At 70.3% G+C, this 15,763-nt stretch carries 12 protein-coding genes; 8 read left to right on the top strand and 4 right to left on the bottom strand.

The features are described from left to right. Window positions 1-5 precede the first annotated feature (5 nt). The 5 genes from AB0M35_RS07215 to AB0M35_RS07195 are packed head-to-tail and all read left to right on the top strand — an operon-like array spanning window position 6 to window position 6,972. Window positions 6-1,493: an FtsW/RodA/SpoVE family cell cycle protein gene (locus tag AB0M35_RS07215; RefSeq protein ID WP_363742602.1), complete on the top strand. Its 1,488-nt coding sequence runs from the start codon at window positions 6-8 to the stop codon at window positions 1,491-1,493. Further along, window positions 1,490-2,995 (top strand): penicillin-binding protein 2, encoded by a 1,506-nt coding sequence (locus AB0M35_RS07210; RefSeq protein ID WP_363742599.1) that lies wholly within the window; start codon window positions 1,490-1,492, stop codon window positions 2,993-2,995. The genes AB0M35_RS07215 and AB0M35_RS07210 overlap by 4 nt, the downstream gene beginning before the upstream one ends. Window position 2,996: 1 nt before the next feature. Further along, window positions 2,997-4,424 carry a serine/threonine-protein kinase gene (locus tag AB0M35_RS07205; protein ID WP_363742596.1) on the top strand — a complete coding sequence of 476 codons (1,428 nt, stop codon included), beginning with the start codon at window positions 2,997-2,999 and terminating at the stop codon, window positions 4,422-4,424. Next, window positions 4,421-6,262 carry a Stk1 family PASTA domain-containing Ser/Thr kinase gene (gene pknB, locus AB0M35_RS07200; protein ID WP_363742593.1) on the top strand — a complete coding sequence of 614 codons (1,842 nt, stop codon included), beginning with the start codon at window positions 4,421-4,423 and terminating at the stop codon, window positions 6,260-6,262. Before AB0M35_RS07205 ends, pknB begins: the two co-directional genes overlap by 4 nt. A gap of 38 nt (window positions 6,263-6,300) precedes the next feature. After that, window positions 6,301-6,972: a YdcF family protein gene (locus AB0M35_RS07195; RefSeq protein WP_363742591.1), complete on the top strand. Its 672-nt coding sequence runs from the start codon at window positions 6,301-6,303 to the stop codon at window positions 6,970-6,972. Between the two features lie 80 nt (window positions 6,973-7,052). Here the strand turns inward: AB0M35_RS07195 and AB0M35_RS07190 are convergent, their stop codons facing one another. The 4 genes from AB0M35_RS07190 to AB0M35_RS07175 form a co-directional block, all read right to left on the bottom strand. Further along, entirely contained in the window at window positions 7,053-7,703 is a 651-nt protein-coding gene (locus AB0M35_RS07190) for an aminodeoxychorismate/anthranilate synthase component II (RefSeq protein WP_363742589.1), read from the bottom strand. A gap of 5 nt (window positions 7,704-7,708) precedes the next feature. Continuing rightward, on the bottom strand, window positions 7,709-8,011 hold the full coding sequence (locus tag AB0M35_RS07185; protein WP_363742587.1) for a hypothetical protein: 303 nt from the start codon (window positions 8,009-8,011) through the stop codon (window positions 7,709-7,711). A gap of 2 nt (window positions 8,012-8,013) precedes the next feature. Continuing rightward, window positions 8,014-9,561: a class E sortase gene (locus AB0M35_RS07180; RefSeq protein WP_363742585.1), complete on the bottom strand. Its 1,548-nt coding sequence runs from the start codon at window positions 9,559-9,561 to the stop codon at window positions 8,014-8,016. A gap of 1,089 nt (window positions 9,562-10,650) precedes the next feature. Further along, the gene (locus tag AB0M35_RS07175; RefSeq protein WP_363742584.1) at window positions 10,651-11,448 is read right to left on the bottom strand and encodes a DUF881 domain-containing protein; all 798 of its coding nucleotides are present in this window, start codon (window positions 11,446-11,448) and stop codon (window positions 10,651-10,653) included. A 224-nt stretch (window positions 11,449-11,672) separates the two neighbouring features. Between AB0M35_RS07175 and AB0M35_RS07170 the strand changes: the two genes are divergently transcribed. From AB0M35_RS07170 to AB0M35_RS07160, 3 genes are all read left to right on the top strand, one after another. Continuing rightward, window positions 11,673-11,936 carry a cell division protein CrgA gene (locus tag AB0M35_RS07170; protein WP_363742582.1) on the top strand — a complete coding sequence of 88 codons (264 nt, stop codon included), beginning with the start codon at window positions 11,673-11,675 and terminating at the stop codon, window positions 11,934-11,936. A 282-nt stretch (window positions 11,937-12,218) separates the two neighbouring features. Then, window positions 12,219-14,420 (top strand): (Fe-S)-binding protein, encoded by a 2,202-nt coding sequence (locus tag AB0M35_RS07165; RefSeq protein ID WP_363742581.1) that lies wholly within the window; start codon window positions 12,219-12,221, stop codon window positions 14,418-14,420. Window positions 14,421-14,685: 265 nt separating this feature from the next. Then, a complete protein-coding gene (locus AB0M35_RS07160) occupies window positions 14,686-15,684 on the top strand; it encodes an NlpC/P60 family protein (RefSeq protein WP_363743022.1) in 999 nt (332 codons plus the stop codon). Window positions 15,685-15,763: the final 79 nt, after the last annotated feature.

Below are 15,763 nucleotides of genomic sequence, written 5' to 3'. Positions count from 1 at the left end.
CGATCGTGACCGCAGCGGCCACCCCGGCATCCTCGCCCGCCACCGCGGGCGAGCGGCCTGGCGTACGCCTGGCGCGGTCCCGGCGCAACGCCGAACTGTCGCTGCTGCTGCTGGCCATGGCGCTGGTCGCCGCGTACGGGGCGATGGTCGAGGCGAACGTGCTCGACACGGTCACCTCGGATTTCTGGGTGCCGGCCGCCGTGCTCACCGCCGTGTTCCTCGGCGTGCACATGGTGATCCGGTTCCTGGCGCCGTTCGCCGACCCGGCCCTGCTGCCGGCGGTGGCGCTGCTCAACGGTCTGGGGGTCGGCTTCCTGCGCCGGCTCGACCTGGCCCGCGCCGCTCCGGAGGACCGCGCGGAACTGGCCGTCTTCGCCGGCACCGGTGGTCGGCAACTGGCCTGGACGCTGATCTCGGTGGTCCTCGCGGCCGGGCTGCTGGCCCTGGTGCGCGACCACCGCTCGATCTCGCGGTACGCGTACACCCTGGGGCTGTCCGGCATCGTGCTGGTCATGCTCCCGGCAGTGCTGCCGGCCAGCATTTCCGAGATCAACGGCGCGAAGCTCTGGGTACGCATCGGCAGCTTCTCGATCCAGCCCGGCGAGTTCGCCAAGCTCGCCCTGCTGGCCTTCTTCGCCTACTACCTGGTTCGCAAGCGCGAGGTGCTCTCGCTGGCCAGTCACCGGTTCCTCGGCATCGACTTCCCGCGCGGCCGTGACCTCGGCCCGGTGCTGGTGGTCTGGGCGATCAGCCTGCTGGTCCTGATCTTCGAGAAGGACCTGGGCACCTCGCTGCTCTACTTCGGCATGTTCGTGGCGACGGTCTACATCGCCACCGAACGGGTCAGTTGGCTGCTCATCGGTCTGGTCCTCTTCTTCGGTGGCGCCTACCTCGCGTATGTGCTCGGCGAGGCGATCGGTGGGCCGTTCGCCAACTTCTACGTACGGGCGCAGATCTGGCTCGACCCGTTCGCCAAGCCGTACGACGAGGGCTACCAGCTCGTGCAGGGGCTGCTCGCGTTGGGCACCGGCGGGCTGTTCGGGGCCGGTCCGGGCGGCGGCCAGCCGATGGAGCTGCCCGAGGTGCAGAACGACTTCATCTTCGCCGGCCTCGGTGAGGAGATCGGCCTGTTCGGGCTGTCGGCCCTGCTGGTGATCTACCTGCTGATCGTCGAGCGCGGGTTGCGCGCCGCTCTGGCGGTGCGGGACTCGTTCGGCAAGCTGCTCGCCGGCGGTCTGGCGTTCACCCTCGCGCTACAGGTCTTCGTGATCGTCGGCGGGATCAGCAAGCTCATCCCGTTGACCGGTCAGACCACGCCGTTCCTTTCTGCCGGTGGCTCCTCGCTGATGGCCAACTGGCTGCTCATCGCGGTGCTGATGCGGGTCTCCGACGCCGGCCGCCGGCCGGTCACCGGCGGCGGCAAGGTGAACCGTCCGGCCGGGGGCCCGCCCGAGCAGTTGCACGGTGCCCCCACGGAGGTGATCAGGCCGTGAACGCACCCCTGCGCCGGGTCGGCGTCGTCGTCATCGTCCTGTTCGGCCTGCTCTTCGCCAACCTGAACTGGATTCAGGCGTACAAGGCCGACGAGTACCGCACCAGCGACTACAACAGTCGGGTCCAGGTCGCCGAGTACGAGCGCCGCCGGGGCAACATCGAGGCCGGCGGCACCGCGCTGGCGGTCAGCAAGGAGACCGACGGCAAGCTGACCTTCCTGCGCACCTACCCGGGTGGGGCCAAGTACGCCCACGTGCTCGGCTACAAGCCGGTCAACCTCGCCGACACCGGCATCGAGAGGTCCGAGAACGACTTCCTCGCCGGCACCAGCGACAAGCTTTTCGCCAACCGGATCAAGGACATGTTCACCGGCGACCGCACCGCCGGGGGCAACGTGCTGCTCACCCTCTCCCCCCGCGCCCAGGACGTCGCGTACGACCAGTTGCGCAACAACAACCGGGGAGCGAGCAAGGGGGCGGCGATCGCCATCGATCCGCGTACCGGTGCCGTGCAGGCGATGGTCTCCATGCCCAGCTTCGACCCGAACCCGCTGGCCAGCCACAACACCAACGAGGCCACTGCGGCGTACAACAAGCTGGAACAGGACCGGGCCCGCCCGCTGCGCAACCGGGCTCTCGGTGAGGTGCTGCCGCCCGGCTCCACCTTCAAGATCGTGGTGGCCGCCGCAGCGCTGGAGAACGGCATCGGCAAGGACACCAACATCCCGGCCGGGCCGAGCTACACCCCGCCCACCTCCGGGCAGTCGATCACCAACGCGGCGCCGTCGATCTGCCCCCAGGCCCAGGTGACCCTCATGACGGCGGTCACCGACTCCTGCAACACCGGGTTCGCCAAGCTCGGTGTGCAGCTCGGCCCCGACGTGATCAAGAAGAAGGCCCAGGACTTCGGCTTCGAGCAGGAGGACCTGACCGTCGGCCGGCTCGGCGAGGGCGGTCATCCGGTGGCGGCGAGCCGCACCGGCACCATGGAGAATCCGGACGGCGGCCCTGACCCGGCCGCGCTGGCCCAGTCCTCGATCGGGCAGCGTGACGTGCGGATGACCCCGTTGGAGGGGGCCATGATCGCTGCGGCGGTGGCCAACAACGGCAGTCAGATGCGGCCGTACCTGGTGCGTCAGCTGCTCGCGCCGGACCGCACCACCGTCTACGACACCGCGAACCCGCGCGAGCTGCGTCGGCCGGTCAGCGGCCAGGTCGCCGCCGACCTGCGGGAGATGATGGTCAGCGTGGTGCGCAACGGCACCGGCCGCAACGCGCAGATCAACGGCTACACCGTGGGCGGCAAGACGGGCACCGCCCAGTCCGCGCCGGACCGGCCCGACCACGGCTGGTTCATCGGTTTCGCACTGGACTCCGACGGCAACCCTGTCTCCGCCGTCTGCGTCGTGCTCGAAGAGGCCGGCAGCGGCGGCAGCGCCGAGGCCGCCCGGATCGCCGGCCAGATCATGCGCGCCGCAATCGCCGACCCCGGAGGGCGCTGACATGCTCAGTCCGGGAGTACAGCTCGGCAACCGGTACCGCCTCGACGAGCGGATCGCCAGCGGCGGCATGGGCGACGTCTGGCGCGGCACCGATCAGGTGCTGGGCCGTACGGTCGCGGTCAAGAGCCTGCTCCCGGCGTTGCTGGACGAGCCGGGGTTCGCCGAGCGGTTCCGGGGCGAGGCCCGGACCATGGCGACGATCAACCACCCGGGCGTGGTCGACGTCTACGACTTCGGCAGCGACCAGCAGATCGCCTTCCTGGTGATGGAGTACATCGAGGGCGATCCGCTGTCGGCCACCCTCAGCCGGGTCGGCCGGCTCACCCCGGCCCGGACGATGGCGCTGGTCGCGCAGGCCGCCGACGCCCTGCACGCCGCCCACCTCAAGGGCATCGTGCACCGGGACGTGAAGCCGGGCAACCTGCTGGTCCGCCCCAACGGCACGCTGGTGCTGACCGACTTCGGCATCGCCCGATCCGAACTGGTCGGTCAGCTGACCGCGGCCGGTTCGGTGCTCGGTACCGCCTCGTACATCTCGCCGGAGCAGGCCACCGGTCAGGTCGCCACCCCCGCCTCCGACGTGTACGCCCTCGGTGTGGTCGCCTATCAGTGCCTCGCCGGACGTCGGCCGTTCGAGGGCGACAATCCCCTCGACATCGCCATGCGGCACGTCCGGGAGACTCCCCGCCCGCTGCCGTCGGACATCCCGCCGCAGGTCTGCGCGCTGGTCGAGCGGGCGATGGCCAAGGACCCGAAGGACCGCTGGGCGAGCGCCGCCGTACTGGCCGGGGCCGCCCGACAACTGAAGGCGGCGCTGTCCCGGCAGGCACGGTCCGGTGGGCCGGCGCCCATCTCGGCGGCCCCGGCGTCACCGGCACCCGGGCGTGCCCCGACGGCATCGACTCCCGGCCGGGCCCAGGTACCGCCGCCGCAGCCGCCCCGCCCGCCGGCGGCGCCCCACTCACCGGCCGCGCCCCGTCCGCCGGTCGTCGGCCACAACCCGGCCGCACCACACGCTCCGGCGGCGGGTCACCGGCCGGTCACCGCGCGTCCGCCGATGGCGCAGCCGCGTCCGACGACGGTCGCACCGGCGGTGACCGGCTATCCACGCGGCGCGGCCCCGATCCCACCGGCGTACGCCCCGCAGCCCGGGCAGTCACGGCCGGCACCCAAGCGGTCACGTTCCGGCATGGTGTTCCTGGCGATCCTGCTGGGCACACTGGTCGTGGTCTGCTCGGGCGTGGTTTCCTACAGGCTGCGGGACAGTATCAACAGCGGCATGCCGGTTGAGGTGTCCGTGCAGGCGGTGACGTCCGGCGCGCTGCGGCCCGACGGGCGAGACGATCCGGCCCAGACGGCGTACCGTCGACTGGATCAGCCCCGACCGGGCGACGAGACGACGACGAGCGAAGGACGACGGACGCGATGACAGCGCAGGCCCGCCTGCTCGGTGGCAGGTACCAGGTCGGCGAGCTGCTCGGGTATGGCGGCATGGCCGAGGTGCACCGTGGTCGCGACCTTCGGCTCGGCCGGGACGTCGCGATCAAGATGCTTCGTACGGACCTCGCCCGGGACGCCACCTTCCAGATGCGTTTCCGCCGCGAGGCACAGAACGCCGCCTCGCTGAACCACCCGGCGATCGTCGCGGTCTACGACACCGGCGAGGAACAGGCACCCACCGGCGAAACCCTTCCGTTCATCGTGATGGAGTTCGTCAACGGGCGCACCCTCAAGGAGGTGCTCGGCGCCGAGGGCCGACTGCAGCCCCGGCGGGCGTTGGAGATCTGCGCCGACATCTGCGCCGCCCTGGAGTTCAGCCACCGGCACGGCATCATCCACCGCGACATCAAGCCCGGCAACGTGATGCTCACCCAGACCGGCCAGGTCAAGGTGATGGACTTCGGCATCGCCCGCGCCCTGGCCAGCGGCGCGACCACGATGACGCAGACCAGCGCGGTCATCGGCACCGCACAGTATCTCTCCCCCGAGCAGGCCCGCGGCGAGGCCGTCGACGCCCGCTCCGACGTGTACGCCGCCGGTTGTGTGCTCTTCGAGCTGCTCTGCGGGCATCCGCCGTTCGTCGGCGACAGCCCGGTCAGCGTCGCGTACCAGCACGTCCGGGAGGCCCCGCCGACGCCGAGCGACCTCAACCCGGAGGTCAACCCGGCGGTCGACGCGATCGTGCTCAAGGCGCTGTCGAAGAACCCGCTCAACCGCTACCAGAGCGCTGGCGAGATGCGCGCGGACCTGCTCCGGGCGGCGGCCGGCCGGCCGGTGATGGCCACCCCGGTACTGCGCGACGACGAGACCGTACCGATGTCCGCAGCCGGCGGCCCGGGCTACCCGTCGGCCGGGGCGACGCAGACCCGGCAGATCCCGGCCCGGGTGGGTGACCCGCGTCAGCGGCGCGCCTCGTCCTGGCTGATCGCCATGTTCGCCGCGCTCGGTGTGCTCGCGGTGATCGCCCTGGTGGCCGCGCTGCTGTTCAACGACAAGACGGTCGAGGACGTGCCGGTGCCCACGCTCAGCGGGATGACCCAACAGGAGGCGTTCGCCCGGCTGGAGGCGGACGGCTTCCAGCCGGCGCGCGGTGACGACGTGTTCACCTCGGACTGCCGCAAGGGACGGGTGACCACCCAGGCCCCGCCCGCCGGGGAACGGGTCGCCCCGAACAGCACAGTCACCGTGCAGGTCTGCGGCGGCAAGCCGGAGGCGATCGTTCCGGAGGGCCTCGTCGGCGGCAAGGTCGACAGCGCCAAGCTCCGCATTGAGGAGCGCAAGCTCCGGGTCAAGATCGTGGAGAAGGACAGCCCGGACGCCGCCGGGCTGGTGCTCGAGGTCGACCCGAAGGAAGGCGAGAAGGTCGCCGAGAACACCGTGATCACCCTCACCGTCTCCAAGGGCAACGTGGTCCGGGTACCGAACGTGGAGAACCTCACCGAGGCCGACGCGAAGCGGGAACTCGAGAACGCCGGCTTCGGGTGGGAGGTGGAGATCGGCCCGGAGGTGCCCGCCGACCGAGCCGGTCGGGTGACCGACCAGAATCCGAACGCCGGCAGCCAGCGGACCAAGGGCAGCAAGGTGACGATTTTCGTGTCGGTGCCGGAGCCCGAAGACGACGACCCGCCGACCGGAGAGCCGCCGACCGGGGAGCCGACCACCCCGCCGCCGGACGGCGACGGTGGTGGCAGCGGTGGCAGCGGTGGTGGCAGCGGTGACGCTCCGGAACTGCCGACCTTCCCGCCGTTCCGCCTGCCCGGAGAGTGACCGCGCCAAGCGGACCGCACGAACCACCGGTCAGCCCGGTGGCCCGGGCGAGTCGCTGGCGACCGGTGCGCCGGGTGGCCGCCCTGGGGCTGGCTGCGCTTCTGCTCGCCAGCCTGCCGTGGATCTGGACGACCGTCGCCGCGTACGGCCACGTCCACGCGGTCGACGAGGCGCCGGCGGTGGACGTGGTGATCGTCCTCGGCACGGCGGTGACCGAGGACGGACGTCAGCCGGGCATCCGGTTGGCGGGTCGGCTGGAGACCGCCGCCGACCTGGTACACAGTCAGCGGGCCCGGGTGGTGCTCGTCTCGGGCGACGGGCACGGGGCGTCCGGGGACGAGACAGCGGCGATGACCACACACCTCACCGAGAAACTCGGCGTCGATCCGCAGCGCATCGTCGCCGACCCGTACGGCCTGGACACGTACGACAGTTGCCGCCGCGCGCGGGAGGTGTACGGGGTCGAGCGGGCCCTGATCGTCACCCAGTCCTACCACCTGTCCCGAGCGGTGACGCTCTGCCGGCACCTGGGCGTGGACGCTGACGGGGTGCCCGCCCGCTGCTCCGGCTGTGGCACCGGCCTGCTGCTGGAGAAGGCGGTACGGGACTACTTCGCCAGCGGCAAGGCAGCCTGGGACGCGATCCGAAGCCGGCCCGCCGCAGTCGACTCGCCGGCACACTCCGGTGTGCGGGACGCGCTGACCAACTGAGGCTGCTTCCGCGCGGCGGACCGGGCCGCCACTATCGGGCGGACTTCGACCCGCGCCCCGGCGCCGACCTCGAATCCGGCTCAGGTGGTGGCGAAGGCGGCCAGACGACGGGCGTCGACCTCGGCGGCCAGTTCCGGGGCGCGCTCCAACGCCTCAGGGTGACCGCAGGTGGCGAGCCAGTTGGCCAACATCAGATGACCGCCCTCGGTGAGCACCGACTCGGGATGGAACTGGACCCCCTCGACGGGCAGGGTGCGGTGGCGCATCGCCATCACGATGCCGGAGTCGGTCCAGCCGGTGACTTCCAGCTCGTCCGGCAGCGTCTCGCGCAGCACCGCGAGAGAGTGATAGCGGGTCGCCGTGAACGGATCGGGCAGCCCGGTGAGGACCCCGCTGTTGTGGTGGTGGACCTGCGAGGTCTTGCCGTGCAGCAACTCCGGCGCCCGGGTGACGGTGGCTCCGAACGCCTCTCCGATCGCCTGGTGCCCCAGACACACGCCGAAGATCGGCAGCTTCCCGGCGTACTCGCGGATGACGTCCAGGCAGATGCCGGCCCGGTCCGGGCTCCCGGGACCCGGCGAGAGCAGCACGCCGGCTTCGCCGAGCCGGCCCACTTCGGCGAGGTCGATCTCGTCGTTGCGTCGTACGTCGCAGTCCACGCCAAGCTGGCCGAGGTACTGGACCAGGTTGAAGACGAACGAATCGTAGTTGTCGATCACCAGGACGCGCATCGGTCTCACTCGTCCTCGTCAGGGGGTGGGGTGTTGTTCTGCTCGGTGTCGTACGGCAGGTCGTGTTCGTCGCCCGCCGGGGCATCGTCGGCCGGATCGGTGCCGGGCCCCACGTCACCGGGGGCACCCGGCACCTCGGAGTCCTGCTGGGTGACCTGCACGTCCTCGCCGGTGAAGGGCAGCAGTGGCCCGGCCCAGGGGAAGATCACGTACCAGAGCAGCGCGACCGCCGTGGTGGCGAGCAGCAGACTGCCGACCAGCTTGCCGGGCAGCCCGAAGGGCAGCTTGCGCCAGATCCAGGAGTACATCGTCAGGTCCCCAGCTCGGCCGGGCGTCCCTCGTCCTTCGACTGGGTACGCGTCAACTCTGCGTGGATGATCAACCGCTCGTAGTTGTCGAACTTCGGGTTGCAGGTGGTCAGGGTCAGCATCCGTTTCGTCGGCTTCACCCCGGGGCGCCCGGGCACCGGTGCCACCACCTCGACCTGGTTCGGCTTCACGATCAGGTTCTCGGTCACCTGGTAGACGTACCACTCGTCCCGGCTCTGCACGATGATCGGATCGCCCTTGCGAAGCTCGTCCAGACGCCAGAAGGTGGCCCGATTGCGGTGCCCGGCGACGGAGAAGTTCCCTACCTGGCCCGGCATGGCGCTCTCCGGGTAGTGGCCCGGGGCGTACCGGATGTCCTTCTGGGTCACGCCCTCGACCACGATCCATTCCTTGTCGAACTTCGGAATGTAGAGACCGGCGATGGGCTTGCCCTGGACCGGCGGCTTGGGTGAGGCGGAGGCGGAAGGACTGGCCGAGGGGGCCACTGTCGGGTCCCCTTCGGGCCCCCATGCCTGGGCCAACTGCTGGCTCAGTTCGTCCTGATGAGCGTCGACGATCGCCGACTTACCCCAGATCTCGTAGCCGGCGAAGAGCAACACCACCAGGCCGAAGGTGATCAGCAGCTCACCACCGAAGCGCAGCCCGGTGCGCACCCGGGACCAGAAGGACGGGCGGGTCAGCTCCGAGTAGACGCTCTTATAGCCCTCACCCGTCTGCTGCGGCCGCAACTGCACCACCCGGTCGCCCCGGCGTGGCTTGGGCGGCTCGGCCGGTTGGCCGGCGCCGTCGGGCTCCTCGATCTTCGGCGTCTTGGGTACCGCGCCCATCAGGGCCGTCGATTCCATAGCGGGCGGAGTACCCCGCCGGACACCGGTGACCGCCGGAATCAGGGCGGTGGCCGCCTCGTCGGCCCGCCCGTCGGCCCCGGCGGGGCCGACCTGCTGGTGTGGCCCGGGCCAGGCAGGCTGCTGGTCGGGCCCCGCCGGACCAGCCTGATGGTTCGGCGTTGCCGGACCGGGTTGCTGGCTGCTCCCTTGATGGTTCGGCGTCGTCAGACCGGGTTGCTGATTGACGCCGGCCGGGGTCGGGCCGGCCGGGTCCGGTGACCGGCTGCTACGCCCTGCCGAGGCCGCTGCCGCCCCCGTGGTGGCGCTATTGATCATGGGCATCAGCGCGGTCGGGCCCTCGTCGGGCCGGCCCTCCGGATTCGCGGCGGCGCGGTTGTCCGGGGCGGGCGCGGCAGCCGCAGTGCCGGGTCCTTGCGACGGCCAGGCCGGCGTCGACTGCGGCCGGAAGCCCTGAGCCTGCTGCGTTGCGGGATCGCCCGGCCACTGCTGGCTGCCGATCCGTTGCGGCGCCTCCGGCCCGGTCGGTGCCCCCTGCCCCGGCGTCGCGCCGTGCCCCTGGGAAATGCCGTGCCCCGGCGTCGCGCCGTGCCCCTGGGACATGCCGTGCGGGTACGGCCTGCCACTCGCGTGCGGCGAGGCGGACGGGTGTGGTGCGGTGAACCCGTCTGGCTCAGCAGGCATGTGCGGCGCCATGGGGCGGTGCGCCGGCGTGGAACCGTGTGGCGCTGTGGGCCCGAGCGGTCCCCTGAGTCCCTGCGGCGCGGCGTGACCTTGCGATGCGGCGGGGCTTTGCGATGCGGTGGGGCCATGCGGCCCGGTGGGTCGGTGCCCGCTCGGCCCCGGTGGCGCGGTGTGTGCGGTCGCCGGACCACCGGCGAGCCCGCCTGCGGGCTGCCCTTGCGGCTGCCACCCGCCCTGGGCTTCCTGCCGAATGAACGTGTTGGCAGGGGGGCCCTGCTGGGCCGTTGTGCCGGACTGAGGTCCGTGCGGGGCTGCTGAGCCGGGGTAGGGGCCTTGCGGGGCTGGTGTGCCGGGCTGGGCTCGCTGCGGAATGAAGTCGTCGGCCGAGGGCCGTTGGCGGGCTGGTGCGTCGCCCTGAGACCGGTGTCCGGCCAGTGGCTGAGGCACGTGGGACGACCGCTCCGTCGGGGGCCCGGCCTGGGACGATTGTCCGTAGCTCTGCCCGGCCTGGGACGGTTGTCCGTAGCTCTGCCCGGCCTGCGCCGGTTGTCCGTAGCTCTGTGCGGCCTGCGGCTGGCTGCTCTGCGAGCCCTGGTCGGTCGGCCGGCTCGGCTCGAACGCTCCCCGCCAGGGTGTCGGCCCGACGGGGATGTCCGGCTGACCCGACGGCAGCGGTACGCCGGTGTTCTGGATGCTGCCGGTGTTCGACCGCCAACCGGCGGCGTCGCTGCTCCGTTGGTCGGTGAAGGCGTTCCACGGTCCTGCCGCCGTACGATCCGTGGCTGGCCCGGCATCCCAGCGTCCCGGTGCCGCGCCGTGCTCCTGGCCCGGCGCGGTCTCGCGTCGGTTGGCCGGCGTCGGGTCGCCGGTGGGCGCGTGGGAAGGCGAACGTGGCGGCACCGGATCAGGCCAGGCACCACCCGGGCGGGTGGGAGTCAGGCCCGGCTCGGCTCGCTCGATCCGGGGCAGGAAGGCGGTCGCCTCGTCAGCCTGGTCGTGGTGCCGACCGTCGGGGCGTTCGCTCATGACAGCGCTTCGGCCCCGTCACGAGACACCGACAGGCTGAGCTGACGTTCGCTCATGACGGCCTCATTCCGGCACCGTCGCCGAGCGCAGGGTGGTGGAGTCCTCGAACGCGGGCACGGTGACCGTGGACGCATACTCGGAGTAGCCGAGTTGGTAGTTTTCCACCGCGTTCCTGAACCACCGGACTCCCTCGGAAGCGGCGAGGGCCTGCCGAAGCGCGCCGGGATCGCCAATTGCTACGATCTTGAAAGGTGGGGAGTACACCCGGCCGTGCAACAGCAGGGTGTTACCCACGCAGCGTACCGCGCTGGTCGCCAGAACGCGGACATTCATGATTGACATCGCTTCGGCACCGCCGGCCCAGAGCGCGTTCACCACCGCTTGCACGTCGCCCTGGTGCACGACGAGATCGTCGTTGCTGGCCCCTTCGGGAAGCTTGCTGAGCTGTGGCGCGTCGTTGAGTTCGACCGTCAGCCCGGGACCGGTGAGGGCGGTGAAGCCGGCGGCTGCGAGACTCTTGGCGGCCCGTTCCTGCTGCTCCTTGATCGGAGTGTCCGAGTCCGCGAGGTCGGTCGTACGACTCTCGACCTGCCGGCGGAGCGTCGCGGCCCGCTGCTCGTTCGCAGCCACCCGGTCTCTGCGGTCCTCGATCAGCTCGGTGAGCTGCGGGCGACGGTCCTCGCGCAACGCGGTGCCGCCAGCGGTGGTGGCCGTGGTGGTGAACAGCAGGCCGGCGGCGGCGGCGATCAGCGGTACGCCGATCGACCAGCCAGGACGCCGCTGCCGCCCGCGCCGCAGCAGACCGGCGACGAGGCGTCGCAGCACCTTCTGCCACGAGGCCGCGCCGGACGTGTACTCCACGACCGTTTTCCCCCTGTCTCCGGCTCCGACGACCACACCCGTGCGGTCCTGGCGGGCCTCGTCCCGCCAACCGTTGCCGGGCTGCCCGGCAATGGTCTGGCCCCATTCGTGGATTGAGCGGGGCTTCCGGACTACGCTAGCTCTCGAACATTATTGGCCATGGACCGTCGCCCTCGCGCCCGGTTGTCAGGCCGGACGAGGTCGTAACCCCTCTGGAGAGCGTCGTGCCCAAGTCTCAGGTCCGCAAGAAGAAGGTGTACACCCCGCCCACGGACGTCCGCCCGGCGGCAACAGCGGCGACGCGCAAGCCCAGCCCTCTCTGGCTGCCGGTCACCGCCGTTTCGCTGATCGTGTTCGGCATCGGCTGGCTGGTGGTCTACTACCTCTCCGAGCAGGAGTACCCGGTCATGGAACTGGGGTACTGGAACCTGGCGGTGGGTTTCGGCGCGATGGTCGGCTCTCTGATCCTGCTTTCCCGCTGGCGCTGATCCGCAGGCCATCCGGCAGTTTCCCGGGTCACTCGCCGAGGGCCCGGTGAGCGGTCGCTGCGGCTGCCTCCTAAGGTGTGCGCAGGGCGGCGTGGCCCAGGTGCGAGAAGACTCACGTTACTGCCGAGTAACCTTGCGCGTAGGCTGCACTGCATGACCGAGCGGGAAGGTCATCGACCGGTCCGGTTCGAGGCGCGGCAGCGGGTGAGGTCCCGTACGCATCTCTGACCCGACTCCGGTCGCCGAGCCGCTCGCCAGGCAGCAGACCGGGAGGCCAACTCGATGGGCAGCGTCCAGATCGTCACCACGATCCTCGCGGCCGCCATCACCGCCGTTGCGGTGTGGCTTGCGGTGCGCGCGGTCATGCAGATGACGGCCGTGATCCGGCTGGGTCAGCCCGACCCGTCCCGGTTCGGCGACAAGGCCAGCCGCACCAGGACCATGCTCGCGGAGACCGCCGGGCATACCCGGATGCTGCGCTGGAGTGTGGTCGGCGCGGCGCACTGGTTCGTGATGGTCGGTTTCATCGTGCTGTCGCTGCTGGTGCTCGAGGCGTACTTCGAGGTGGTGTCCCCGACCGGTGGGCTGCCGCTGATCGGCGGCTGGGCACTCTACGGCCTGGTCACCGAGTGGATCGGCATCCTGGGCGTGGTCGGCATCGTGGTGCTGATCGCGATCCGGCTCGCCAACCGGCCCACCCGGGCCGGTCGCCGCTCGCGCTTCACCGGGTCGACGATGTGGCAGGGCTACTTCGTCGAGGCCGTCGTCCTCGCCGTACTGATCATGGGTTTCCTGATCCGGGGCTTCAAGGTGGCCACCGACCACTTCGAGTACCCGACCTGGGCCACCCCGCTGAGCCACGCGGTCGGCTCGGCGCTGCCGGACTGGGAGTCCGGGGTCAGCGTCGCCGCCCTCATCAAGATCGCCATCTCGATGACCTGGCTCATCGTGATCTCGCTGAACGTGACGATGGGCGTGGCCTGGCACCGCTTCCTGGCCTTCCCGAACATCTTCTTCAAGCGCAAGCCGGGGGCGGCCGGCTCCGGCCTCGGCCCGCTGCGGCCGATGATGAGCGACGGCAAGCCCCTGGACTTCGAGGAGGCCGACCCCGAGAAGGACCAGTTCGGGGTGGCTCAGGTCGAGCAGTTCACCTGGAAGGGCCTGCTGGACTTCAGCACCTGCACCGAGTGCGGCCGGTGCCAGTCGCAGTGCCCGGCGTGGAACACCGGCAAGCCGTTGTCGCCGAAGCTGCTCGTGCTCAGCCTGCGGGATCACGCGTACGCCAAGGCGCCCTACCTGCTGGCCGGCGGCGGCAAGGACCTCACCGGCGAGGAGAAGGCCACCGCCGCGCAGTTGGCCCACGTCGACGTGCTGGCGCTCGCCGAGGCGGAGAAGCCGCTGATCGGTGACGCCGAGGCGGGCGGGGTGATCGACCCGGACGTGCTCTGGTCGTGCACCACCTGCGGCGCCTGCGTCGAGCAGTGCCCGGTGGACATCGAGCACGTCGACCACATCGTCGACATGCGGCGTTACCAGGTGCTCATCGAGTCCAGCTTCCCGTCCGAGGCCGGCGTGATGCTGCGCAACCTGGAGAACAAGGGCAACCCCTGGGGTGCCCCGCAGAACACCCGCGAGGACTGGACCAAGGGCCTCGACTTCGAGGTTCCCCGGGTCGGCGAGGTGGAGGACTTCGAGTACCTGTTCTGGGTGGGCTGCGCCGGTGCGTTCGAGGACCGGGCCAAGAAGACCACCCGGGCGGTCGCCACGCTGCTGAACGAGGCCGGCGTCTCCTTCGCCATCCTCGGCGAGGGCGAGACCTGTTCGGGTGACCCGGCCCGCCGCATCGGCAACGAGTTCGTCTTCCAGATGCTCGCCCAGCAGAACGTCGAGACCCTCAACGAGGCGTTCGAGGGCCGGGAGAAGGCCAAGCGCAAGATCGTCGCAACCTGCCCGCACTGCTTCAACACCCTCGGCAACGAGTACGGCCAGCTCGGCGGCGAGTTCGAGGTGGTACACCACACCCAGTTGCTGGCGCACCTGGTCGCCACGGGCAAGCTCACCCCGGTGCAGCCGGTCGACGGTGGAGTCACCTACCACGACCCGTGTTACCTCGGGCGACACAACCGGGTCTTCACTCCGCCACGTGAGGTGCTTGGAAGTGCCTTGGGCGACGGCGAGATCACCGAGATGCCGCGTAACAGTGAGCGGTCCTTCTGCTGCGGTGCCGGTGGTGCCCGGATGTGGATGGAAGAGCGGATCGGCAAGCGGATCAACGTGGACCGGGTCGAGGAGGCCATGTCCACCGGGGCCCGGACCATCGCGGTCGGCTGTCCGTTCTGCTCGACGATGCTCACCGACGGGGTGAACGGCAAGGGCGCCGGCGAGCAGGTCGAAGTGGTCGATGTGGCGAGCGTCCTACTGCGGTCGGTCCGGCCCGAGCAGGGCCGTGGCGCCGCGGAGAGCGAGCCGGTCACCAGCAGCTGACCAGGCTTTACGGTACGAGGACGGCGGGCCGGCGTGGCCCGCCGCACCATCGTATTCAAATTGACGTGCGTGACTATAACGAAATGATCGACACCCTTTGTGTGCGACCGGTCGCGCAAACGTGAATCGACCGTTGGTCGCCTTGATTCCGCACCGCTCCTTCCCTAATGTGAGGCACCGACCGCCGTAGGTCGTCTGTCCCGCACCCAACCGCTCGCGGGACGCCCGGTGGTCGGTTGCAAAGGAGTCGCTGCCGGTGGCAACCATGCCCCTCCATCGTCATCTGCCCGGACGGTCCAGCCGTCCAGGTGGCCTGCGGAGAGCCGCTCACCGTCTGGTCGTCCTGGTGGCCGCCGCCGCGGTCGGCGCTGGCCTGCTCTCCGCCCCCGCGTACGCCGAGCCTTCGGTGGAGGAGATCGAGCGCCAGATCGACAAGCAGTGGCAGCAGCTTGAGCCCACGATCGAGCAGTACAACAAGGTGCGTTCGCAGCTGAAGGTCAACCGGAAGAAGTCGGGCGATCTGCAGAAGAAGATCCAGCCGCTGGCCCTGGAGGCCGAGCTGGCGATGAACCGGGTCGCCGACCTCGCCTCCCGGTACTACGTCAACGGGCCGTCGCAGGAACTCGGCGCGGTGCTGCTGAACGCGAAGCCGGACACGCTCGGCGAGCAGATGGCCTTCCTGGAGCGGTTGGCGTCGTACGAGCGCCAGCAGCTCGAGAGCGTGATGAAGGTCCGCAAGAAGTACGACGACCAGAAGGCCAAGCTCGACGCGCTGATCGCCGACCAGGAAACCAAGGAAAAGCAGCTGGCGGCGAAGAAGAAGCAGATCGACGCCAAGATCAAGGAACTTGAGCGGTCGCTGCCGGTGACCACGGTGAAGACCACCAACTGCCCGACCATCAACGGGGTGGTCAGCGAGGCGGCCCGGACGGCCATCAGGGTCGCCTGCGCCCAGGTCGGCAAGCCGTACGTCTGGGGGGCCACCGGCCCGAACTCGTTCGACTGCTCCGGGCTGACCCAGTACGCGTACAAGGCCGCCGGCATCTACCTGACGCACTTCACCGGGGCGCAGTGGAACGAGGGCAAGGCGATCTCCCGCTCCGACGCCCGCCCCGGCGATCTGGTCTTCTTCCGCAGTGACCTGAGTCACGTCGGCCTCTATCTGGGCAACAACCAGATGGTCCACGCACCCAGAGCGGGCAAGCCGGTCAACGTCTCCCCGATCACCACCATGCCGATCGCCGGCTTCCGCCGACCCGGCTGAGCCCTCGCACAGGAACATCACCACGGCCCCCGGTCAAGCGACCGGGGGCCGTGTTCGTTGTCGGAATTGAGCACCGAGA

The organism is Micromonospora sp. NPDC051196, from assembly GCF_040682415.1.
Lineage (GTDB): Bacteria > Actinomycetota > Actinomycetes > Mycobacteriales > Micromonosporaceae > Micromonospora.
This window is presented reverse-complemented; position numbering and strand designations above follow the sequence as displayed.

Bases quoted from the DNA above. Each gene is read 5' to 3' on its own strand.
- AB0M35_RS07185 (WP_363742587.1), bottom strand. From the start codon at position 8,011: ATGTACTCCTGGATCTGGCGCAAGCTGCCCTTCGGGCTGCCCGGCAAG.
- AB0M35_RS07165 (WP_363742581.1), top strand. From the start codon at position 12,219: ATGGGCAGCGTCCAGATCGTCACCACGATCCTCGCGGCCGCCATCACC.
- pknB (WP_363742593.1), top strand. From the start codon at position 4,421: ATGACAGCGCAGGCCCGCCTGCTCGGTGGCAGGTACCAGGTCGGCGAG.
- AB0M35_RS07190 (WP_363742589.1), bottom strand. From the start codon at position 7,703: ATGCGCGTCCTGGTGATCGACAACTACGATTCGTTCGTCTTCAACCTG.
- AB0M35_RS07180 (WP_363742585.1), bottom strand. From the start codon at position 9,561: ATGCCTGCTGAGCCAGACGGGTTCACCGCACCACACCCGTCCGCCTCG.
- AB0M35_RS07205 (WP_363742596.1), top strand. From the start codon at position 2,997: ATGCTCAGTCCGGGAGTACAGCTCGGCAACCGGTACCGCCTCGACGAG.
- AB0M35_RS07160 (WP_363743022.1), top strand. From the start codon at position 14,686: ATGCCCCTCCATCGTCATCTGCCCGGACGGTCCAGCCGTCCAGGTGGC.